At 59.0% G+C, this 20,734-nt stretch carries 18 protein-coding genes; 2 read left to right on the forward strand and 16 right to left on the reverse strand.

The window, feature by feature from the left end; genetic code table 11:
• Window positions 1-384 precede the first annotated feature (384 nt).
• The 16 genes from fliE to ACZ5DH_RS07365 form a co-directional block, all read right to left on the reverse strand.
• Window positions 385-831, reverse strand: a complete 447-nt coding sequence (fliE, locus tag ACZ5DH_RS07290) for a flagellar hook-basal body complex protein FliE (RefSeq protein WP_464256406.1) — start codon at window positions 829-831, stop codon at window positions 385-387.
• 58 nt (window positions 832-889) lie between these two features.
• On the reverse strand, window positions 890-1,327 hold the full coding sequence (flgC, locus tag ACZ5DH_RS07295; RefSeq protein ID WP_464256407.1) for a flagellar basal body rod protein FlgC: 438 nt from the start codon (window positions 1,325-1,327) through the stop codon (window positions 890-892).
• Window positions 1,328-1,431: 104 nt separating this feature from the next.
• Window positions 1,432-1,845, reverse strand: coding sequence for a flagellar basal body rod protein FlgB (gene flgB, locus ACZ5DH_RS07300; RefSeq protein WP_464256408.1), 414 nt, complete (start codon window positions 1,843-1,845; stop codon window positions 1,432-1,434).
• A 497-nt stretch (window positions 1,846-2,342) separates the two neighbouring features.
• The gene (locus tag ACZ5DH_RS07305; protein WP_464256409.1) at window positions 2,343-2,873 is read right to left on the reverse strand and encodes a 3'-5' exonuclease; all 531 of its coding nucleotides are present in this window, start codon (window positions 2,871-2,873) and stop codon (window positions 2,343-2,345) included.
• A 1-nt stretch (window position 2,874) separates the two neighbouring features.
• Complete coding sequence (locus tag ACZ5DH_RS07310) at window positions 2,875-3,303, reverse strand: hypothetical protein (RefSeq protein WP_464256410.1); 429 nt, start codon at window positions 3,301-3,303, stop codon at window positions 2,875-2,877.
• Between the two features lie 16 nt (window positions 3,304-3,319).
• Window positions 3,320-3,805, reverse strand: a complete 486-nt coding sequence (locus ACZ5DH_RS07315) for a thermonuclease family protein (RefSeq protein ID WP_464256411.1) — start codon at window positions 3,803-3,805, stop codon at window positions 3,320-3,322.
• A 480-nt stretch (window positions 3,806-4,285) separates the two neighbouring features.
• Window positions 4,286-6,535 carry a ferrous iron transport protein B gene (feoB, locus tag ACZ5DH_RS07320; protein ID WP_464256412.1) on the reverse strand — a complete coding sequence of 750 codons (2,250 nt, stop codon included), beginning with the start codon at window positions 6,533-6,535 and terminating at the stop codon, window positions 4,286-4,288.
• A gap of 423 nt (window positions 6,536-6,958) precedes the next feature.
• Window positions 6,959-7,234: a DUF2325 domain-containing protein gene (locus tag ACZ5DH_RS07325; RefSeq protein WP_464256413.1), complete on the reverse strand. Its 276-nt coding sequence runs from the start codon at window positions 7,232-7,234 to the stop codon at window positions 6,959-6,961.
• 766 nt (window positions 7,235-8,000) lie between these two features.
• Complete coding sequence (gene trpA, locus ACZ5DH_RS07330; RefSeq protein WP_464256414.1) at window positions 8,001-8,768, reverse strand: tryptophan synthase subunit alpha; 768 nt, start codon at window positions 8,766-8,768, stop codon at window positions 8,001-8,003.
• Window positions 8,769-8,770: 2 nt separating this feature from the next.
• Window positions 8,771-9,961, reverse strand: coding sequence for a tryptophan synthase subunit beta (gene trpB / locus ACZ5DH_RS07335; protein ID WP_464256415.1), 1,191 nt, complete (start codon window positions 9,959-9,961; stop codon window positions 8,771-8,773).
• Window positions 9,958-10,593, reverse strand: coding sequence for a phosphoribosylanthranilate isomerase (locus ACZ5DH_RS07340; protein ID WP_464256416.1), 636 nt, complete (start codon window positions 10,591-10,593; stop codon window positions 9,958-9,960). Before ACZ5DH_RS07340 ends, trpB begins: the two co-directional genes overlap by 4 nt.
• Window positions 10,583-11,473: an indole-3-glycerol-phosphate synthase gene (locus tag ACZ5DH_RS07345; RefSeq protein ID WP_464256417.1), complete on the reverse strand. Its 891-nt coding sequence runs from the start codon at window positions 11,471-11,473 to the stop codon at window positions 10,583-10,585. The genes ACZ5DH_RS07340 and ACZ5DH_RS07345 overlap by 11 nt, the downstream gene beginning before the upstream one ends.
• Window positions 11,463-13,055: an anthranilate phosphoribosyltransferase gene (gene trpD / locus ACZ5DH_RS07350; protein WP_464256418.1), complete on the reverse strand. Its 1,593-nt coding sequence runs from the start codon at window positions 13,053-13,055 to the stop codon at window positions 11,463-11,465. The genes ACZ5DH_RS07345 and trpD overlap by 11 nt, the downstream gene beginning before the upstream one ends.
• Complete coding sequence (locus ACZ5DH_RS07355) at window positions 13,036-14,493, reverse strand: anthranilate synthase component I family protein (protein WP_464256419.1); 1,458 nt, start codon at window positions 14,491-14,493, stop codon at window positions 13,036-13,038. The genes trpD and ACZ5DH_RS07355 overlap by 20 nt, the downstream gene beginning before the upstream one ends.
• A 302-nt stretch (window positions 14,494-14,795) precedes the next feature.
• Window positions 14,796-16,988 (reverse strand): glutamine synthetase III family protein, encoded by a 2,193-nt coding sequence (locus tag ACZ5DH_RS07360; RefSeq protein WP_464256420.1) that lies wholly within the window; start codon window positions 16,986-16,988, stop codon window positions 14,796-14,798.
• A 156-nt stretch (window positions 16,989-17,144) separates the two neighbouring features.
• The gene (locus ACZ5DH_RS07365) at window positions 17,145-17,567 is read right to left on the reverse strand and encodes an FKBP-type peptidyl-prolyl cis-trans isomerase (RefSeq protein WP_464256421.1); all 423 of its coding nucleotides are present in this window, start codon (window positions 17,565-17,567) and stop codon (window positions 17,145-17,147) included.
• 290 nt (window positions 17,568-17,857) lie between these two features.
• Between ACZ5DH_RS07365 and lysA the strand changes: the two genes are divergently transcribed.
• Window positions 17,858-19,135 (forward strand): diaminopimelate decarboxylase, encoded by a 1,278-nt coding sequence (gene lysA / locus ACZ5DH_RS07370; protein WP_464256422.1) that lies wholly within the window; start codon window positions 17,858-17,860, stop codon window positions 19,133-19,135.
• Between the two features lie 174 nt (window positions 19,136-19,309).
• The gene (locus tag ACZ5DH_RS07375) at window positions 19,310-20,722 is read left to right on the forward strand and encodes an MATE family efflux transporter (RefSeq protein WP_464256423.1); all 1,413 of its coding nucleotides are present in this window, start codon (window positions 19,310-19,312) and stop codon (window positions 20,720-20,722) included.
• Window positions 20,723-20,734: the final 12 nt, after the last annotated feature.

Raw genomic sequence — 20,734 nt, forward strand, 5'->3', positions numbered from 1 at the left:
AGCATACGGTTTTGACAGGATGCCAACAGGCAGCATGACCTGCCGCAAGGCGCTCAAATTTGTGACGCAAAAAAAACCTTTCCCCAGCGGCAGGGCCATATGAGGAAAGGTCGTTCAGGAGCGCGAGTTGTGCAGGTGAGAGAATTTTGCAGGCCAGAGAGTTGTGCAGGCCAGATATGAACTGTCAGGCAGTCAGGCCGTAAAAGGTAATCCCTGCGGCAGACATTATCTAGGGAAGCACTGATTAAAGAGCCTCCTGGAAACGCGCAGTTATTTCGTTTGGCAAGGCGCGATCTTTTTTTGAAGCAGGAGTGGACTCTTCCGTCCTCGACTGTTTCAAAAAAAGTGAAGCAACACAGCCAAACGGAATAAATCAGCGTTTCCCTAGAACTGCATCTTTGAAATTTCTTTATACGCTTCCAGAACCTTGCCGCGCACAGCGGTGGTCAGCTTCATGGCAAGACTCGATTTCTGCATGGTGATCATGAGTTCCTGTACATTTTGCGTGCGCCCGGAAGCGAAGTCATCGATGGCATTATCCTTCACGCTCTGCAGCTGATTGACCTTGTTGAGCGAGTCTTTGAGCGTTCCCGTAAAGCCGTTTTCGGGCATCACCGGCGTTGAGGCCTTGCCGGGGAACTGCATCTTGTCTATCTGGGCGCCGAAGTTTTCGCCGGTATCCACCTGGCTGCGGGCAAGGCTCTGATCCAGAGTGCGGGAAAAAAGCGTTTGACCGCTGACCGCCGACCCTTGCTGCAAGCTGCCTGAAACCTTGCTGAAATGTTGTACGGCTTCGCTATAGGCGCGCATACCCGTTGCCTGAATGCTCATGATGTTCTCCTGACGCTACTCGCTGGTTCCATATGTCTTTGCAGACGAATGCACTGTGCTATTTGCCGATCTCAAGAGCTTTGACGTACATGCCCTTGACGGCGTCCACGGTGGTGACGTTGGCTTCAAAATTGCGCTGGGCCGTCATGAGGTTTGCCATTTCCTCCACCACGTTGATGTCGGGATACATCACGTAGCCCTCGGCGTTGGCATCGGGGTTGCCCGGCTCATACACGCGCTTGAAGGGGCGGTTGTCCATTGTCACGGCCATGACGCGCACCCCCTTGACCGAGCGGTCGAGGGCCGACTGCATGTGCACGGAAAAAGGATCGTCCACATCGGCCGTCTGCTGCACGACGGAACGCCTGCGGTAAGGACCGCCCAAGGGCGTGCGCGTGGTCTTGGCATTGGCCAGGTTCATTGAAATTGTATTGATGCGCGTACGGTCGGCCGCGAGGCCCGATGCGCTTATGTCAAATGCTGTCATGAAATCCATGACGTCCTCCTGATGCTCAAAAATCCCTCAAGGCCGTCCGGCCTGCCCCGCATTTCCTGCACGACGAGCCGGGGAAGCGCTGCCCTTTGACCGGGCGGCGCTTCTTACGCCTGTTTGCCGTCCTGTATGACGGTATGTATGCCTTCAAACGTTTTTGTCAGAATTTGGGCCAGCGCCGTAAACTGCAACTGGTTCTTAGAGTGCTTGGCCATTTCCTTATCAAGGTTCACGCGGTCTTCACCGTGAATAAGTCTGGGCTTGAACGCCTCCGACCACTCGGGCCTGAAGGACGCAGGATCAAAGGTCGAGGGAATGTGCTCCTCGCTGGTGCGGCTCATCTGCCCTTCCATATTCTGCCCGAGGGCGGTCTGAAGCTCTTTTTCAAAGCTCAATTCACGCGGCTTGTAGTTGGGGGTGTCAATGTTGGCCAGGTTGCCGGCAATGACATTCTGCCTTTGAAGCTGCATATTCATGACCGTGCCGACCAGGCCGACCTGACTGCTGAACAAACTTTTCATGATGCCTCCCGCAGTCCTTATGGATTGCTGACAAGGGGCAAGCAAAACCTGTTCCATTTTTATTTACACAAATAAAAACATATTGTTATGTGAAAATACACACAACAAAAAAACCTCTGGCCCGGACCTCGTCAACAAAATGGCGATGTCCGGGCCAGAGGTTTTCAGTCACCGGTGTACCCGGGACAGACAGGTTTGGGACAAATGAATATGGGTCAATGCATTGGATCCAATGGGCCTGGGTCCAACGAAACCAATAACCTTGAAACAAAAAACTTGAGGCAAGTCCGATCAGGGCCGTGAAACCATCGCGCCGGATAGATATTGCGCCGTACGCGGCCTGTAAGCCCAGCACAGACAGCGCTCGGAAAGCGCGCCGGCTATTGCCGCGCCGGACTCCTCTTTTTATTACGGTCAGTCGACAAGCAGGCGTGCCTTTTCCATAAAAGCCCCTGCTTCACTGGCATGACAGAAAAAGGCATGGCTGCGGACACCGCCTACAGACGCATCTGGCCGTCAGTGACGCCCAAGGCCCGCAAATGCAGATAGACCTCGGCGCAGGCTGCGGCATCCGACCCGGCGTTGTGGTGGTCAAGGGGTATGCCGAAGTGCTCGCAGACATGGTTGAGCTTTTTGGAGGGCAGGGGCAGGCTGCGCCGTGCGCCCTTGAGCGTACATAAAAAATGGTGTCTGGGGACCTCGGCCCCGGCCTCGCGGCAGCAGGCCTGCAACACGCGCCTGTCAAAAGAGGCGTTGTGCGCCAGCAAGGCGTCGGCCCCGTCCATGAATGTTTCCATTTGAGGCCAGACTTCGGCGAAGGTGGGCGCGTCTTTGAGCATGGACCAGGTGAGCCCGTGGATTTCCGTAAACATGACCCGTGAAGACGGCGGGCGTATCAGGCTGTAAAGCCGGTCCACAACGTGCCCATCCTCTATACGGGCAAGGCCCACAGCACAGGCGCTGTGGGCCGCGTACCCGGAGGTTTCAAAATCTATGGCCACGCAGGGCGCGGCATGTACAGCGAGCATATTATTCCACGTTTTTTTCGGCGTTGCGAGCGGCTTCGGCCAGACGGGCCATGATGTAGTCACGCATGTGGGCGTCGTCGTCTTCAAGGTTGAAGCAGCGGGCGTCCTCGTCCATCAGTCCATCGGGCACAAAGTCGCCCTTGTCTTCAGCGTCCGTGACCATGTTGTTGTAAAAGCAGACAGACAGCCAGCGGTTATTCGGTTCATCGTCCACCACGTCAAGCAGCACAAAGAGTTCGCGCTTACTCTGGGCGGCATGCCGGGCGCGCAATGAGTAGCTCACGCCGGGTCTGGCCTTGAAGGTAAAACTCATGCCGCTGTGCGCGGCCAGAAAATCCATATAGGCTGTAAAAGCCGCCTTGGCATTCTGGGGGTCGATTTTCCAGCCATCAAGAAATTCCCGCAACTCCTGCGAACCCGTGACGTTCATATCTGCTCCCGTTGTTTTATCTGCCCCACTGCCAGGGCGGGGTGCCTATTTTCAGGCCCCATACACCCCTTTTCTCCACTACGGCCTGATGTTCCTGTATCATCCAGCGGCGGCAAAAGATAGCCCTGCAATTTTGTCTGTCAATCCAGGCCAGCCCTTCCATCACCAGTTGGTAGTTGACGGATGCGCCCCCGACCTGGATGAGTGCGCTTATGGTGCCCGACTCACTCTCGCCCACGGGCTCCACCGTCACCCGTGTGCCACGCGGCATGATCTCGGCAAGGCGTTGGCGGGCTTCCGGCCCGAAGGGCTGATTCAGGGTCGGGGCCTCAATGCCATAAAACCGCAGCACCACCTCGACATCATCGCTCTTGCCAGCCTTGCTGACGGAAATGGTATTGCCATCCTCCACACGAACAACCCTGGCGTCCCAGGCAAGGGCCGGAAGGCTCCCCCAGGCAAGGCACATGGTCAGGCAAAGACAAATGATCCGGATCAGCATACACCCCCCGGTGCGCGTCTTGAGTACTTTCACGTTGCAATGCCCAGGCATCTGCATGGGCGGTAACCGCGCCAAAGCCGCAAACGCAGCCTGATCGTTTCGGCATTTTACCTTTGAAAAAGGTCACATGCTCCACTGCTGCACGAGAGTGCGGCGCGCCGCAGCGTGGCGTGGATTCGGACGAAAGTAGCATTTTTCGAAGGTAAAATTGCTCCACCCTTGAGGATGTATCCCCCCAAGAGTGCTCTGAACAAAAATCCAAAAGTGAAAGCCTGTTATACAGGGACCGATAACCCAAAAACAATGCCCGTGCCGCAAGCCCTTTGTCAAGGCACGGCACGGGCATATATTGAAAGGCTGACGCTTTGTTACAAAGGTTTTTGCCTTTGTGCGGCGCGGGTTGCGCCCCGCCCGATGCCGTGCAAAAGGCTCAAACGGCCCTGGCGCGGCAGGCAGGCAAAACGAGCCCGCACATGCGCACTATCCCCAGACGGAACGGCCCACCTGATAGGCCACCAGGGAGACAACGTAGGCCACGCCAGTATTGAAGACCATGCTGAAAATCAGCCAGCCCCAGCTGCCCGCTTCCTGCTTGATGACCACGAGCGCCACAAAGCAGGGAGAATACATAAGCACGAACAGCATGAGGGAAAGCGCCGTAGCCTTTGACCAGTTGCTGTCGCTCTTCAGGCGTTCGGCCAGGGGAGCGGCGTCTTCGGGGTCCTGCGCGCCAATGGCGTAGGCCGTGCCAAGGGTAGACACAATGGCTTCCTTGGCGGCAACGCCTGCCAGCAGGGCAATATCGGTGCGCCAGTCAAAACCCACGGGCATGGTGGCAGGCTCGATGGCCTTGCCCAGACGTCCGGCAATGGAGTAGGCCAGCTCCTCCTCACCCAGTTCGTCGCGCACGCCGGTCAGTTCTTCCTCAAGGGGGGCACGCTCTTCAGCGCCTTCGGGGAAGGCGGCGATCTGCGCTTCAAGCTGTTCGATCTTCTGCTCAAAGGGCGCGGCCATATCTTCGGGCATCTTGGGGAAGGTCATGCCCGCCCAGATGATGATGGAAATGGCCACCAGCACGGTACCGGCCTTTTTAAGGTACATCCAGGCGCGTTCCCAGCAGTGCAGCAGCAGACTGAACAGGGTGGGCATGCGGTACGGCGGCAGTTCCATAACAAAGGGCGTCGCTTCGCCCTTGACGATGGAAGAACGCAGCAGGCGCGCCACCAGCAGGGCCATAACCCAGCCCACAAGCATGATGATGAACATGACAGTGGGCGCATCATCGGGGAAGAAGGCGCCAGCCAGCATCAGAAAGACCGGCAGTTTCGCGCCGCAGGCCATGTAGGGCAGGGTCAGCAGGGTCGCCAGCTTTTCCTTGGGGCTGCGCAGGGTACGGGTGGCCATGGCCCCAGGGATGGCGCAACCGCCGGCAATGCCGCCGGAAATGATGTAGGGCATAACCGAAGCGCCGTGCAGGCCGAAGAAGCGGAAGATGCGGTCCATCATGTAGGCCACGCGGGCCATGTAGCCGCTGTCTTCCATAAAGGAAATGAGAACAAACATAATGAGGATCAGCGGCACAAAGCTGATGACGCCGCCCACACCGGCAATGATGCCGTCCACGACCAGGGACTTGGCAAGACCGTCAGGCATGACGTCGCCCAAAAATCCGCCAAGCCAGGCAAAGCCGTCTTCAACCCAGCCCTGGGGATACGCGCCTACCTCAAAGGTGACGTAGAACATGAAGTACAGCACGCCAATCATGATCAGCGGGCCGAACAGCGCGTTGGTGAGCACTTTGTCCAGCTTGTCGGAAAGGGCCAGGCGATCCTTGCCGGGGTCCTGCTGGAAAACGCCGTCACGCAGGATGCTGCGGATGTAGCCATAGCGGTGGTCAGTGATGAGGGACTCAAGACTGGCATTAAGGGTAACGCGCGTATGGTCGGCAATTTTTTTGCGCAGTCCCTCAAGTTCGGCGGCGGTTTTTGGGTCGGCCTTGCGAACTTCGTTCAATATGACGTCATCGCCTTCCAGCAGCTTGAGGGCAACCCAGCTTGGCAGGTAGCGGTCAGTGAGCAGTTTGGCGGCCACAATGCGCTTTTCAAGCTCAAGCAGCGCCTCATCAAGCTCAGCGCCGTACGAAATACGCATGGGTTCGCGTTTACCCTTGCCGCTCAGTTCAACTGCGGCCTCCATGGCTTCTTTGAGGCCTTCGCCGGTGCGGGCCACCATGGGCAGCACGGGAATGTCAAGAAGGGCGCTCAGGCGATCCATAGCGATATGCACGCCCGAATTACGCGCTTCGTCCATCATGTTGCAGGACAGCACCACAGGAGTGCCCATTTCAAGCATCTGCACAGTGAGAAGCAGGTTACGCTCAAGGGCCGAGGCGTCGACCACGTTGATGACCGCCTGCACGTTGTCGCCGGCAAGTTCCTGACGGGCCACAAGCTCTTCCTGCGAATAGGCAGTCAAAGAGTAGGTGCCGGGCAGGTCCACCACGATTACACGCGTGCCATTTACATTAATGTGGCCTTCTTTCTTATCAACGGTGACGCCCGGGTAGTTGCCCACATGCTGGCGAGCGCCGGTATAGCCGTTGAACACCGTGGTTTTGCCGCAGTTGGGATTGCCAGCCAGGGCAATACGCAGGGCATGGCCGTGGTGGCCATGCTGTTCATGCTGACCGTGCGCTCCCACGCCATTATCCAAATCTTTCGTCTCACTCATGCAAGTGCCCTCCCGCTCCGCTAAAGACGCAAAAAAATCCATGCAGATCACTGACCATGATCATGCCGGAAAAATTGCTCATACTAGCCGTCCTGGAGCTTCTGATTGTGACAGTTCCTGGGCGGGCACCATTACTGTCCTGCGCACGCCCGCCACCGCCATTGAATGACGTCTGGGTTCCCCGAAAAAAATGAAAATGAATTCCAAAGTCCTAGCGGGTTTAAATGGTTGCTGCGAAAAAGTCAAGCGGCCAGGAATCTTTTTTGCTCGTTCGCCACCTATCTTACAAAAACATAAGAACATTTTTACTGTGCATAAAACATTCGCCCGACTGTGGAGTCTACTTCCACAGTCGGGCGATTCACTGGAGCCATGAGGACTCTCCTCTTCGGTGACACAGTCAAACTCTGAAATCACCTCTGCCTACGAGCCACGCAAACATTCACGCAGGGAGGAGACGCCGCACGAATGTACCATTTGCAGGGGAATATTGCGCGAACGCGCAACCTGCACGGCCTTGCGCTTGGCTTCATGAGAAATCTTGTTGGTAAAAACGATCATGGCATCGGGATTGCCGATCTTGTCAGTGAAGTTCCGCTCATTGCGGCTGATGCACTTGAGGGAATGCCCGTTTTCCTTGGCCGCAGCTATGTAATCTTTTTGCAACCTGTCCATGCCGCCTATAAGTGTTACGCACATGTTCTGCTCCTTGCTATGTCGGGCCCGCCGAAGCGGTAAGCGCCGGTAGGGGTGAATCGCGTTGACTTATTTGTAATTGAAATTCAATTTCATTGTCAAGCGCATTTCCTCTTTTTCCCCAACATTTTAAAATTTAATTTCATTAATACAATAACAGATTAATATTATATACTATTTTAAACATAAAAAAGCCCCCTTCCGTTGGAGGGGGCCTTGTGGCAAAAAAACGCGGATAGAGCAGGTAGCCTTTGGAAGTGTACAATGCCTGTGGTGTGCTGCCTGGAAGGCGCTGTCTCTGGATCCGAATACCTTTTACCTGCTTAGAGCATTTCGCATTGAGAATGGATATTCTCAATGCTTCCAAGACGCCCGCTTCGGCGCGTAACCGCACAAATAAATTGCGCTTGCGCCTCCGCTGCGGGCGTCTGCCCACGCAGACGCCAGAGCAATTTCAAAGTAAACTTGCTCTAATATTTCACTTTGTCCTTCTGCAAAAACGTGATTATCGGCAGAATTCACGCCACGTTGCGGCTCTGCATGCTCGCGCAGCGTTGGAGTGTGTACCTTTTTTCAAAGGGAGCAGACTCTACCCTCCCCCGCTTCCGATCAGAAAAACTCTTTGTACCACACCCACACACAATAAGAGTTTTAGGGGGTGGGGGCGTGGGGGAGGAGACCCTTTTGCAAAAGGGGCCCACCCCCACAAAGCATTTTAAAATGAAGTTGCGCTAAAAGTGACATTTCTCCAGCCATAGGGCTGGCGGTGTTATTTCCAGCGGGCCATGAATTCTTCAGCGCTCTTGCCTTCGTCAAGGTGTTTGAGCAAGGCGCTGCCAAAAACCACGGCATCGGGCCGGGCGTCGGCCGGCAGCGCTTCCAGCTGCGCCGGTTCGCGCAGACCGAATCCCAGGGCAAGAGGCAGCTTGAAGACAGAGCGCGCCCGGCGCACAGTTTCCGCAACCTGGGGGGCCACATTGCCGCGTTCACCGGTAATGCCCATAACCGAGACCACATAGACGTAGCCCTCGCCTTCGGCCGCGTACAGAGCCATGCGTTCGGCGCTGGTGTTGGGACCAACCAGGGGGATAAGCGCTATGCCCTGCTTTTTCAGGGCGAGGCGCAGCGGCTCTGCCTCCTCATGGGGCAGGTCCGGCACGATAAATCCGTGAACGCCGCCCCTGGCCGCGTCCTGCGCCAACTTTTCATAGCCATACTGCAAAAAGGGATTGAGGTAGCCCATCAGCACCACGCCAGCCTGAATCAGACCCTTGCGCTGTATGAGATCCGCCAGGATGCCGCGCAGGTTTACGCCGTCGCTCAGGGCGCGGCGTGATGCTTCTTCAACCACAGGGCCGTCAGCCACCGGATCAGAAAAAGGCACGCCGATTTCAATGATGTCCGCGCCGTTTTCATCCAGTTCCATCAATGTGGGCCAAAAGTCCGTCTGGTTGGGGAACCCGGCAGTGAGAAAGGGAATCAGAGCCGGACGTCCATCAGCATTTGCCTTACGTATTTTTTCTTCAAGCAGGTTCATGACTACACCTCGCCCTGCCCCTGGGCAAAACCCAGGGCCTTGTTGATGATGCCAAGGTCTTTGTCTCCCCGGCCTGAAAGATTGACCACCACCTGCTGCCCCGGCTTGAATTCGTGCGGATGGTCCAGCACCCAGGCCAGCGCATGAGAAGACTCCAGAGCGGGCAGGATGCCCTCGGCGCGGCACAGGCGCTGGAACGCGGTCAGGGCGTTGGCGTCCTTGACCATGCCGTACTGTGCGCGGCCGGTCTTGTGCAGCCAGGAATGCTCGGGACCCACACCCGGATAGTCCAGACCGGCGGAAATGGAATGCGAAGGTTCCACCTGACCGTCGTTGTTCTGCAAAAGCATGCTGTACGCGCCATGCAGCACGCCGGGCGTGCCCAGGTTGAGGGGGGCGGAGTTGAAGCAGCCCGGTTCGCCGGTGCCTGCCGCCTCCACGCCGATAATGCGCACGCTTGCATCTTCAAGGAAGGGATGGAACATGCCTATGGAGTTGGAACCGCCGCCAACGCAGGCCACCACCGCATCTGGCAGCCTGCCGGTTTTTTCAAGCATCTGCGCGCGGGTTTCGCGGCCAATGACGCTTTGCAGTTCGCGCACCAGCAGGGGGAAGGGATGCGGCCCGGCAGCCGTGCCAAAGCAGTAGTGGGTGGTTTCCTGGCTGCTGATCCACGCGCGCAGGGCTTCATTAATGGCGTCCTTGAGGGTACGTGTCCCGCTTTCAACAGGGTGGACGGTAGCGCCCAGAAGCTTCATGCGCATGACGTTGGGGGACTGTCGCTCCACGTCTTCAGCTCCCATATAGACCGTGCATTCCATCCCCAGACGGGCGGCGGCGGCAGCCGTAGCCACGCCGTGCTGCCCGGCGCCGGTTTCGGCCACAAGGGCCGTCTTGCCCATATGCCTGGCAAGCAGCGCCTGGCCCAGCGTATTGTTCACCTTGTGCGCACCCGTGTGCAGCAGATCTTCCCGCTTGAGCCAGAGGTCGAAACCCAGCTCACGCGACAGCGTGGGACAATGGGTCAGAGGGGTTTCACGTCCGGCATAATTGTGCAGCAGATCATGCAACTCGGCCTGAAAGGCCTCGGTGGGATAGATGCTGTGCATGGCCGCTTCCACTTCCATAAGTGGCGGCATGAGCAGCTCGGGCACAAAGCAGCCGCCGAAATCGCCAAAATATCTGTTTTTCATGACAAATACCCATTGCCTTTCTGTTTGGAGGCAGCCACCAGAGCGGCTGCCAGCTTTTGCGCATTTTTCAGGCCAGGCGCATCTTCAACGCCGGAATTCAAATCTATGCCGTCAGGTGAGCAGAGGCGTATCGCCTGTCCCACAGTATCCGCACTTAAGCCCCCTGCCAACAGCCACGGATGCGGGGCAGGCAGATGGCTCAAATCCTGCCAGTCCAGGCGGGTACCACTGCCGCCCCCAGTGAGGCCAGCGTCAAGCAGATAGCAGGCGCAGGCTCCGGCATGTTTTTGCAGTTCATTGTAGAGCAGCGCCCTGTGACAATAACGGCCCGGCCAGATGACCCGTATGACCCTTTGCACTCCCACGACCCTGGCGCAGTCCTCATCCTGCTTGCCGTGCAATTGGGCCATGTCCAGTCGCGCCTCAGCCATTATGCGGCATATCTCGTCCGCTGCCTGGTTCACAAAAACACCCACGCGCAGCATTTTTCCACTTTCAAGGGACGCCACATGGGCCGGAGTCACGTTCCGTGGGCTGGTGGCATGAAAGATGAAGCCGCACATGCCCGCCCCCAATGAGGACGCCGTATCCAGATCCTGCTGGCGGGTGAGGCCGCATACCTTAATGAGCATGACCGCCGACCTCCCCCGGCTTTTCCCGCCTTTCGCCAAGGGCGCGCCCCTCGTTCACCGCTTCTTCCAGCAGCCTGGACAGCGCGCGTCCCGGCTGCGCTCCCTCCATAAGGGAACTGCCCACAAGGGCGGCGCTGAAACCAGCCTGCGCGGCTGCCAGCAGGTGTTCACCCCTGCCGATGCCGCTGGCGGCTATCCAGGTCTCGCCTTCCTGTGGGGGGCAGGCGCGGGCCAGATCCAGAGCCGCCTCCCTGTCTGTCTTCAGCGTTTCCAGATCGCGGGCATTGACCTGTATGATGCGCGCCCCGCTTTCACGCGCGAGCCGCAGGTCTTCACGGTCAAAAACCTCTACCACTGCCTGGATGCCGTGGCTTTCAGCCTGTTCACGCAGATCCCGCAACGTGGCTGCATCCGGCGTAAGACGCACAATAAGCAGAAGGGCCGATGCCGGGGTAGCCGCCGTGGCAGCCACCTGCAAGGGATCAAAGATGAAATCCTTACGCAGCAGCGGCGGCCGCGCCCCCGCGTACAGACCAGCGTCCGCCGCCCGGGTCAGATACTCCAGGCAACCCCTGAAATGCGCGGCTTCCGTCAGGATGGAGAGGCAGGCGGCTCCTGCCGCGGCATACTGGCGCGCCACCTCTTCCACCTCAAGGCTTTCGCAGATAATGCCGCGCGAAGGCGAAGCCCTTTTGTATTCCGCCACCACCGTCAAGGCGCGGCCTTCAATGACAAGGGGAGAACCGGATTCGCCGCGCAGGGCCGCCAGAAAATCCGGTCGCGGCCCCTCAAGAGGCGCGGGCATGCCGCCATGATCCGCCAGCAAACGCAGGGCGTCCACCTCTGCCTGTTTGGCCGTACGAAAACGCTCAAGCAGCATGCAGCACCTTCCTGCCGAAACCTCCGCTCACGGCTTCGCGGGCACGGGCCATGCACAGGGCCATGTCCATATTTTCTTCCAGCAGATAGATGGCCAGGCCCACGTTGAGCGTGACCATGTCCATCATGGCGCGTGGCCCGTTGCCTTCCAGAATGTCCTTGAGCACTGCCACGGCCTCATCCTTGCCGTTGACCGACAGGTCTTCCACCGTGCAGGCTTCGATGCCGAAGTCCGCAGGATCAAGGGTCATCTGCGTCATTGTGCCCGCGTGCAGCACGGCCATCCGGGCAGGGCCAATGGGTGTTATTTCATCATAGTTGCCAGCTCCGCAGACCACGGCGGCCCGGTAAAGCGGCGACTGAAGAAGGGTTTCGGCCACAAGGTTCACCAGTTCCGGGCGAGCCACCCCCATGAGCAGGTGGCTGGGTCGGGCCGGATTGATCATGGGGCCGAGGATGTTGAAAAGCGTACGCACGCCGAGTTCCTTGCGCACAGGGCCGATGTTGGCGAAAGACGGGTGAAAGTACGGCGCGAACAGGAAGGCGAAATTGCGCCGCCTGACCATTTCGGCCACAGAAGCCGGATTGTTGTCCAGAGCGATGCCCAGGGCCTCCAAAGCGTCGGCGCTGCCGCACTTGGAAGAAACGGCACGCCCGCCGTGCTTTACAACCCTGTAGCCCATCCCCGCCAGTACGAGGGACGTGGCCGTGGAGCAGTTGAAAGAATTGCGCCCGTCGCCGCCGGTGCCCACCACGTCAATGGTCGTGCCGGAGATGCCGTCCACGCGCACGGATCGGGCCAAGGCGGCGCGGGTGGCGTGGGCCAGCTCAAGGGCGCTTTCGCCCTTCATGCGAAGCCCGATGAGAAAGCTGCCTGCCTGAGCCGGGCTCATTTTTCCGTCCATAAGGGCGGCAAAACCGGCTGCCGCCATCTCCGCACTGAGGTCTTCTCCACGGGCCAGCGTGTCCAGAATGGTCGCAAAGTCGCTGGCGTCGCTCCCCGTGCCCATGACGGACTGGGGGAAATTGCCGAGCAGACGCAGGCCATCGGGCGTCAGCACCGATTCGGGATGGAACTGCACCCCGACCCAGGGGCGGTCATTGTAGCGCAGGGCCATGACTTCGCCTTCCGGAGCGCGAGCCGTCACCGTGAACCGGGGATTTTCAGCGTCCTCATCGGCCCGCACCACCAGCGAATGGTAGCGCCCCACCCGCATGGGGTTGGGCAGGCCCGAAAACAGGCCCGTACCGTCGTGCACTATTTCCGACTGTTTGCCGTGCATGATGCAGGGGCCGACCTCTACCCGCGCCCCGGCGTGCAGGCCGAGCAGCTGATGGCCCAGGCACACGCCCAGCACAGGAATCTTCGGGCTCAGGCGCTTGAGGAATTCAGGACAAAAACCCGCATTGGCAGGATGCCCCGGCCCCGGTGAGATGCAGACCATGGCAAGTTCCGGGTTCGTGGCCATTTCCAGCACAGCCGGGTCGTCATTGTGCACCACCACAGGCTTGTGCCCAAGGGCGTAGAACGCCTGCACAAGATTGTAGGTGAAGGAATCGTAGTTATCTATGAGCAAGAACATTTTCTTCGTCCTCCGCACGCAGGGCCAGGCGCATAATGGCTGATTTATTGCACACTTCTTTCCATTCCATATCCGGGTCCGAGTCGTGGACGATGCCCCCTCCCGCCTGCCAGAAAAGCCTGTTGTCACGCAGCCACATACTGCGGATGGTGATGCCCATATCCAGATTCACGCTGTCCTTGTCGAGTCCCAGCCAGCCGATGCAGCCCGCGTAGGGGCCACGGCTGCGTCCTTCAAGCTCGCGGATGATCTGCATGGCGCGGATCTTGGGCGCGCCGGAAACCGTGCCCGCCGGAAAGGTGGCCGCCAGCACGTCCAGAGCGTCCAGCCCCGCATCCAGACGGGCCGAAACCCGGCTCGTGAGGTGCATCACGTGGGAGTACCGCTCCACTTCCATGTAGCGCTCCAGAGTCACCGTACCGGGACGGGCCACGCGGCCAAGGTCGTTGCGGCCCAGATCCACCAGCATGACATGCTCCGCGCGCTCCTTGGGGTCATCGCGAAGCTCTGCGGCAAGACGGGCGTCTTCCAGATCATCCGCCCCGCGCTTGCGCGTGCCGGCGATGGGCGAAAGTTGCAGGCAACCCGCAGTGCAGCGCACCATGACCTCAGGCGAAGAGCCGAAAAGCGTCAACTCGGGAAAAGACATATAGAACATGTAGGGCGAAGCGTTGAAACGGCGCATGCGCCTGTAGAGCTCAAAGGGATTGCCCATGAAGGGGGTGGAGAACCGCACCGAGGGCACGACCTGGATGGCTTCTCCCTGGCGCAGCATCTCCTTGATCCTGCGCACGAAGTCCTTGTAGCCTTCTTCGCCGGGTTCGGCGCACACCTTGTCCGGGTCGATGTCCGGCCCGGGGCCCCTGGTTCCGGCGCGCGGCTCCAGAGACTGGCGGGCGCTTTGCAGGGCGCGGTGTTCGCCAAGGCTTACCTGACAGAGCCGGTTGTACAGATGGTCAAAGACCAGCACCGTGGCAGGCAGCATGAGTATGCAGTCGCCCTCGTTTTCGGGCATGATGCTGGCAAGGCTGGGATTGAACAGCCCGGCCATGCCAAAGCCAAGGTAGCCGTACAGGGCGCGGGTAATAGGCGGCAGGCCGGCGATATTATCCGCCGGCGCAATTTCAAGGCGGCCCATAAGTTCCCGCAATCCCTCCACAAAGGGACGGCTCTCAAGATCTGCGAGGGAGGCCAGCCTCCGGTCCTTAACGTCCACAACCAGCTTGCCCTCGCGGCAGAAGATAAAGAGGGCCGGGTCGCAGGCAAGGATGCTGTAGCGGCCCCAACGGCCATCGACCTCAGCGCTTTCCAGCAAAATACCGTTGCCCGCGCCCACCATGCCCATAAACAGGCTGATGGGCGTATCCATATCCGCTGGCAACCAGCGGGCAGACTGGCGCAGCGTAAGCGAGTGCAACTTGTCACCGTTCTCTTTCATCTGCCGCATCCTTTGGGTTTTAAACATACGAAAAAAGGCGCCGTCTCCTGTGGGGAGACGGCGCCTGAATACAGCTATGCCAACGTATCGGAACTATTTAGCCCGCACGTCTCCCCCACGCAGTTGATTGCGCCACCACCAGCCCTGATAGCTGCAAGAAATGGTGTTGGGGAAAGAGTTCATGCGAATACCCGAGTCCTTTATTTTTTTGTAAACCTACGCATGTCCCCGCCTGCTGTCAACAGAAACATGCCGCTTTTATGCGCAAAACCGCAGGCGGGTTCAATGCCGCCACAAAGCGCCTACTTGCCGAACAGGATTTCCTGGTAGTTGGGCAGCGCCCACAAATCGTCCGCCACGCGGGTTTCCAGCATGTCCGCATGGCTGCGCACCCTGGCCATGTGCGGCAGCACTTCGCTGCAATAGCGATGGGCGGCCTCAAAGCCCACACCGAGGGCGTCAGCCGCGGCCAGCACATTCTCAAGCGCTGCAATCGCAGTCTGCATCTGACGAAGCTGCTCGGTCACCTCTTCAAGAGTGATGGTTTTGGCTTCCAGCCCCAGAGACCGCATGCTGGCGGCGGTGCTCGCAAGCTCGCCCTGATAGCGCATGGCGGCGGGAAATATGATTGTGCGGGCCATGCGGATAATCAGGTTGGCCTCTGTGCGCACGGTCTTGCAGTACTGCTCCACATAGATGTCCTGCCGCGCCCTGAGTTCCGCCCTGTTGAGCACGCCCGCCTTTTCATAGACTTCCACCACTTCGGGGCTGACAAGCACGGGCAGCGCTTCAGGGGTGGTGCGCAGGTTGGGCAGGCCACGGCGTACCGCCTCTTTGTGCCAGATTTCGGAGTAGCCGTCGCCGTTGAAAATGACGGCGCTGTGCTCCTCAATGACATGGCTGATGAAGGATTCCAGAGCTTCAGTGAAGCTGCGGCCCTCACCTATTTCCTTTTCAAGCCAGTCGGCGGCAAAGCCCAGTGAATCCGTCATGATGACGTTGAGCGCCGTAATGGAACCCGCCGCAGACTGGCTGGACCCAAGGGCGCGGAACTCAAAGCGGTTGCCGGTGAAGGCCACGGGGCTTGTGCGGTTGCGGTCGCCGGGGTCGGCGGGCAGCGGAGGCAGGGTGTCCACGCCGATGTTGAGCGCCCCGCGTTTTTTGCCGTTGGCGGCATCGTCAATGCGCCCGGCGCGAAAAGCCTCGAATACTTCGGTGAGCATGTCGCCGAGGAAGATGGACATGATGGCCGGGGGGGCTTCATTGGCGCCCAGGCGGTGGTCATTGCTGGCGCTGGCCACAGTGGCGCGCAGCAGGCCGCCGAACTTGTGCACGCCGCGGATCATGGCCGCGCAGAATACCAGAAACTTGGCATTGGCGTGCGGCGTTTCACCGGGATCAAAGAGCGAGCCGAGATCCGCGTTGCCGATGGAATAGTTGACATGCTTGCCCGAACCGTTGACCCCGGCAAAGGGCTTTTCGTGCAGCAGGCACTTGAGCCCGTAGCGCTTGGCAACGTTGCGCAGGGTGGACATGATGATGTGGTTGTGGTCCACGGCCAGGTTGCTGACCTCGTACAGGGGCGCTATCTCGTACTGGCTGGGGGCCACTTCATTGTGGCGGCAGCGCACGGGCACGCCCAGCTTGTAAAGCTCGCGCTCCACTTCCATCATATAGGAAAGCACACGCTGGGGAATGACGCCAAAATACTGGTCGCTGAATTCCTGCCCCTTGGCCGGACGCGCGCCAAAAAGGGTGCGACCGGCTATCTGTATGTCGGGCCGGGCAAAATTGAAGTTGTGGTCAATGGCGAAGTATTCCTGCTCAAGTCCGGCATACGCCACCACCGGCAGTTCCGTTTCCTGCCCGAACAGGCGCAGCACGCGCTTGGCTTCGCGATTGAGCGCCTGGCTGGAGCGCAGCAGCGGCGTTTTTTTGTCCAGAGCCACGCCCGTCCACGAAAGGAACATGGTGGGGATGCACAAAAAGGTGCCGTTGGGGTTTTCCATAATATAGGCGGGGCTGGTCACATCCCATGCCGTGTAGCCGCGCGCTTCGAACGTCGAGCGCAGGCCGCCGGACGGAAAGGAAGAGGCGTCGGGTTCGCCGCGAATGAGCATGGAGCCGGAAAATTCGGCAATCACCCCGCCAGAGCCGTCGGGCATGAGAAAGCTGTCGTGCTTCTCGGCGGTCTGCCCGGTAAGAGGATAGAAAATGTGGGTAAAGTGAGTGGCCCCTTTTTCAATGGCCCAATCCTTCATGACCGCGGCCACGGTGTCGGCGATGGAAGGATCCATGCGCTGGCCGAACTCAATGGTTTTGCGCAGGGAGCGGTACACGCTCTTGGGCAGCCGTTCGCGCATGACGCGGTCATTGAAAACATTGCAGCCAAAAATGTCTGTGGGCCTGGTGTCGGCGAAATTGAGAGGGGCCGCTTCAGGCTTGTAGGTGGTGATGGCCTGAATGGCATTGTGTCTGGCGGTCTTGCTGCTCATATACAACCTCGCGTCGAAAAAGGGGCTGACGCACCAAAAAAATCGTTCTGAAACTCTTTCGCCCACGGGCCGGGCCGCAAAAACGGCAAACAGCCACATGGCGCAAAGCCTTGAAAAAGGCCGGCAGACTGTCGCCCGCCGGCCTCACGTCATATGCTATTTGACGCCGACGATTTCTATTTCAAATGTGAGGGACTTGCCCGCCAGGGGATGGTTGGCGTCAAGGGTCACTTCATCGGCGGTAACTTCAGTAATGGTCACATCCATCTGGCCCTGTTCATTGGACAGTTGCAGGGGCACGCCCACATTGAGGGGGATGTGATCCGGCACCTGGGCGCGGGCCACGGTAAACACCAGTTCCGGGTCGGCTTCGCCATAGGCTTCGGCCGGAGCGATGGTCACGGTGACGGTGTCACCGGCTTCGCGCCCTTCCACGGCAGACTCAAAGCCGGGAATAAGCATGCCTTTGCCCATGACGAATTCCAGGGGGTCGCGCTCGCGCGAAGAGTCAAATATTGTGCCGTCTTCCAGGGTTCCCGTATAGTGCGCGCGCACCGTGTCGCCGTTCTTGATGGGCATAACTACTCCAAATGGTGGTCTTGTGGGCGATTTGGCGGGTGCCCTGCCGCATGGTTTCCTCTGCGCGGTCCTGCGGCACAAGCGCATGAAAAGCGCCCGTTAGCAAAAAAGGAAGCAAAACACGGCGCGCTTTTTATGTCAATGCGCCAGCGCGCACGGGCGCCCCCGCGCAGGGGCAAGGCTTGACAGTGCATACCATGACCGGGATAATTATAAATTCCCCCCAGAGGTGAACTACTGCCCGGGCGCGGGCAGCAACAGAAATTTTCGAGGCATCCCCAGAGGTATCTATGTCCGACATCCGCTCCAGCTACACTGATAATCTGCACTTTTACGGCCGCCACACTCCGCGCGAACTGGCAGAAACCTTCGGCACTCCGCTCTATGTGTATAATGAGGACGTGCTGCGCCAGAGGTGCCGCGACCTCATGGGCCTTTCGAGCCATCCGGGTTTTGGCGTCAACTATTCCATCAAGGCCAACGCCAACCCCGTGCTTTTGCGCATGGTGCGCGAAGAAGGCCTGGTGGTGGATGCCATGAGCCCCGGCGAACTGTACATGGATCAGCTCGCCGGCTTCAAGCCCGAATATATCCTGTATATTTCCAATAACAATTCGCGCCAGGAGCTGCAAAACGCCCTTGGCCACAACCTGCTTGTGAGCGTGGACTCGCTCTCCCAACTTGACGACCTCGGCGCCATCAACAAGGGCGGCAAGGTTATGGTGCGCTTCAATCCCGGCATCGGCGCGGGCCACCACGCCAAGGTCGTGACCGCAGGCAAGGAGACGAAGTTTGGCGTCAACCCCGGCCAGATGGACGAGGTCTTCGCCCTGCTGAAAAAACACGACATGACCCTGGCGGGCGTCAACCAGCACATAGGTTCCCTCTTTATGGAGGCCGAAGGCTACCTCAACGCCGCGGAAGTGCTGCTGCACCTGGCCGAGCAGCTGCCCGAAGGCGCACTGGACACGCTTGAAATCATCGACTTCGGCGGCGGTTTCGGCATCCCCTACCACAAGTACGAAGGGCAGTCACGTCTGGACATGGCCGAACTCGGCAGCCGCCTGCACGCCCTCATCAGCAAATGGGCCGAAAAAACCGGCTACGCCGGGCGCTTTCTTGTTGAGCCGGGCCGCTATGTCGTCGCAGAATGCAGCGTGCTGCTTGGCTGCGTGCACGCCGTAAAAAACAACGGCGAAAAGCGATATATCGGCACTGACCTGGGCTTCAACGTTCTGGTGCGCCCAGCCATGTACGATTCCTTCCACGATGTTGAAATCTACGGCGAACCCGGCGGAACCCCTCGCAAAAACATGGTGCAGACCGTGGTGGGCAATATCTGCGAAAGCGGCGACATCCTTGCCAAGGATCGCGAACTTCCGGAAATATGTGAGGGAGATGTGCTTGGCATACTTGACGCGGGCGCATATGGTTTTACTATGAGTTCCAATTACAACCAGCGCCAGCGCCCGGCCGAAGTGCTCATACAGAGCGACGGCACGGCAAGGCTCATCAGGCGGCGCGAATCTCTTGAAGACCTGGCCCGCTGCCTTGAGGGCCTCGAATAGAGCATTTTACACTTGAAATAGTCGCTTTACGGCGAGCAAAGCTCGCCTGCGACTATTTCGTGGCAAGAATTTGCACGCAAATCCTTGCAGAACAATTGACTCATTTCATTCGTAAATTGCTCTAACCACATATAACTTCGTAACGGACTGCCGTGACGGAACTGCGATTCTGCCGTGATTGAACAACGCGGTCTGTCCGCTCTTCAGAGTCGGCCCACACCCGATCTGAGCACCTCGCCCCGCGCCGTATGGCGCCTCACATGGCCCCAAATGCTCATGATGTACCTTGTGTTCTTCATGGGCCTTGTGGCCGTGTGGGTCGCGGGGCAGATCAGCGCCGAAGTACAGGCCGCCCTGGGCATGGTCAACCAGTGCGGCATCCTGCTCATGGTGGTTGCCATGGCCATTTCCAGCGGGGCCACCGCCGCCGTCAGCCAGTCGCTTGGCGCGCTCAAAGTGACGCGCGCGCAGCGGTACGTGGGCACGACCGTTTTGGGCTGTTTTGCCCTGGGCTTCGTGGTGGCGTTGTTTGGCTGGTATTTTGGCGATGCCATTCTGGGCATGCTCATGGTCCCGGACAGCATCAAGCCCCTCACAAAAGAGCTCTGGCAGGTCGGCATGCTGGCCCTGCCCGCCCAGTACGTATACGCGGCCACGGGCGTCATGTTTCGCGCAACGCGCCAGGTTATCCCGCCCCTGTGGGTGGCGGCCATTGTCTGCGTTGTCAACCTGTTGGCCTGCCTTGGCTTTGGCCTGGGCTGGTTTGGCCTGCCCAACTGGGGCTATATGGGCCTCGCGTGGGCCACTGTGGGCTCGCAATGCCTCGGCGCCATCTGCAACTGCGCCCTGCTCATGCATTCCGGCTATCTGCAACGCCGCACCCTGCCCACGCTGCGCTGGCTCAAGGCAGGGCTGCCCTATCTCCTCAAGGTGGCACTGCCCGCCGGGGCCGCACAGATTGTCTGGCAATCCGGCTACCTGACCCTTTTCGTACTGGTGGCCTCCCTGCCTTTTGACAGCGTCAACGCCCTGGCCGGGCTCACCGCCGGCCTGCGCGTGGAAGCCCTGTTATTTCTGCCCGGCATGGCGTTCAACATGAGCGTGGCCGTTCTTGTGGGCAACAGCCTTGGCGCGGGCAAACCAAAAGAAGCAAAAAAGGTCGCCCTTACAATGGTGACCATTTCAGCCCTGGGCATGAGCCTTATTGCCGCCCTGCTCTGGCCTTTCAGGCAGGATATCGCCCTGTTGCTGTCGCAGGAGCCGGGCACCCAAGCCCAGATTGTCAACTACCTGACCTATAACCTGCTCTCCACCCCCTTTTCCATCGCCAGCACCGTTATGGGCGGCGTCATGACCGGGGCTGGAGCAACCAAGTACAATCTGATGATATTTGGCGGCACCTTCTGGCTGGTACGCCTTCCCCTCGGCTGGCTGCTTGGTCATATCCTGTGGGGCACGGCCTCTGGCGTCTTTGTGGCCATGCTTGTTTCCCAATGCCTGCAAACCAGCATCATGCTTTACGTGGTGCTTCGCCGCGACTGGATGCGCTTTGCCATGAACCGCAGCCGCCAGCCCAACCATGCCTAGAGCATTGACACT

The sequence above is a fragment of the Desulfovibrio simplex genome (assembly GCF_055387835.1).

Excerpts from the sequence above, each read along its gene's own strand:
- flgC (WP_464256407.1), bottom strand. The coding sequence starts at position 1,327 with ATGGATTTCATGACAGCATTTGACATAAGCGCATCGGGCCTCGCGGCC.
- trpD (WP_464256418.1), bottom strand. The coding sequence starts at position 13,055 with ATGTTCTTGCTCATAGATAACTACGATTCCTTCACCTACAATCTTGTG.
- ACZ5DH_RS07315 (WP_464256411.1), bottom strand. The coding sequence starts at position 3,805 with ATGCTGATCCGGATCATTTGTCTTTGCCTGACCATGTGCCTTGCCTGG.
- ACZ5DH_RS07360 (WP_464256420.1), bottom strand. The coding sequence starts at position 16,988 with ATGAGCAGCAAGACCGCCAGACACAATGCCATTCAGGCCATCACCACC.
- lysA (WP_464256422.1), top strand. The coding sequence starts at position 17,858 with ATGTCCGACATCCGCTCCAGCTACACTGATAATCTGCACTTTTACGGC.
- fliE (WP_464256406.1), bottom strand. The coding sequence starts at position 831 with ATGAGCATTCAGGCAACGGGTATGCGCGCCTATAGCGAAGCCGTACAA.
- flgB (WP_464256408.1), bottom strand. The coding sequence starts at position 1,845 with ATGAAAAGTTTGTTCAGCAGTCAGGTCGGCCTGGTCGGCACGGTCATG.
- ACZ5DH_RS07365 (WP_464256421.1), bottom strand. The coding sequence starts at position 17,567 with ATGCCCATCAAGAACGGCGACACGGTGCGCGCGCACTATACGGGAACC.
- ACZ5DH_RS07305 (WP_464256409.1), bottom strand. The coding sequence starts at position 2,873 with ATGCTCGCTGTACATGCCGCGCCCTGCGTGGCCATAGATTTTGAAACC.
- ACZ5DH_RS07310 (WP_464256410.1), bottom strand. The coding sequence starts at position 3,303 with ATGAACGTCACGGGTTCGCAGGAGTTGCGGGAATTTCTTGATGGCTGG.
- ACZ5DH_RS07355 (WP_464256419.1), bottom strand. The coding sequence starts at position 14,493 with ATGAAAGAGAACGGTGACAAGTTGCACTCGCTTACGCTGCGCCAGTCT.
- trpB (WP_464256415.1), bottom strand. The coding sequence starts at position 9,961 with ATGAAAAACAGATATTTTGGCGATTTCGGCGGCTGCTTTGTGCCCGAG.
- ACZ5DH_RS07325 (WP_464256413.1), bottom strand. The coding sequence starts at position 7,234 with ATGTGCGTAACACTTATAGGCGGCATGGACAGGTTGCAAAAAGATTAC.
- trpA (WP_464256414.1), bottom strand. The coding sequence starts at position 8,768 with ATGAACCTGCTTGAAGAAAAAATACGTAAGGCAAATGCTGATGGACGT.
- ACZ5DH_RS07340 (WP_464256416.1), bottom strand. The coding sequence starts at position 10,593 with ATGCTCATTAAGGTATGCGGCCTCACCCGCCAGCAGGATCTGGATACG.
- ACZ5DH_RS07345 (WP_464256417.1), bottom strand. The coding sequence starts at position 11,473 with ATGCTGCTTGAGCGTTTTCGTACGGCCAAACAGGCAGAGGTGGACGCC.
- feoB (WP_464256412.1), bottom strand. The coding sequence starts at position 6,535 with ATGAGTGAGACGAAAGATTTGGATAATGGCGTGGGAGCGCACGGTCAG.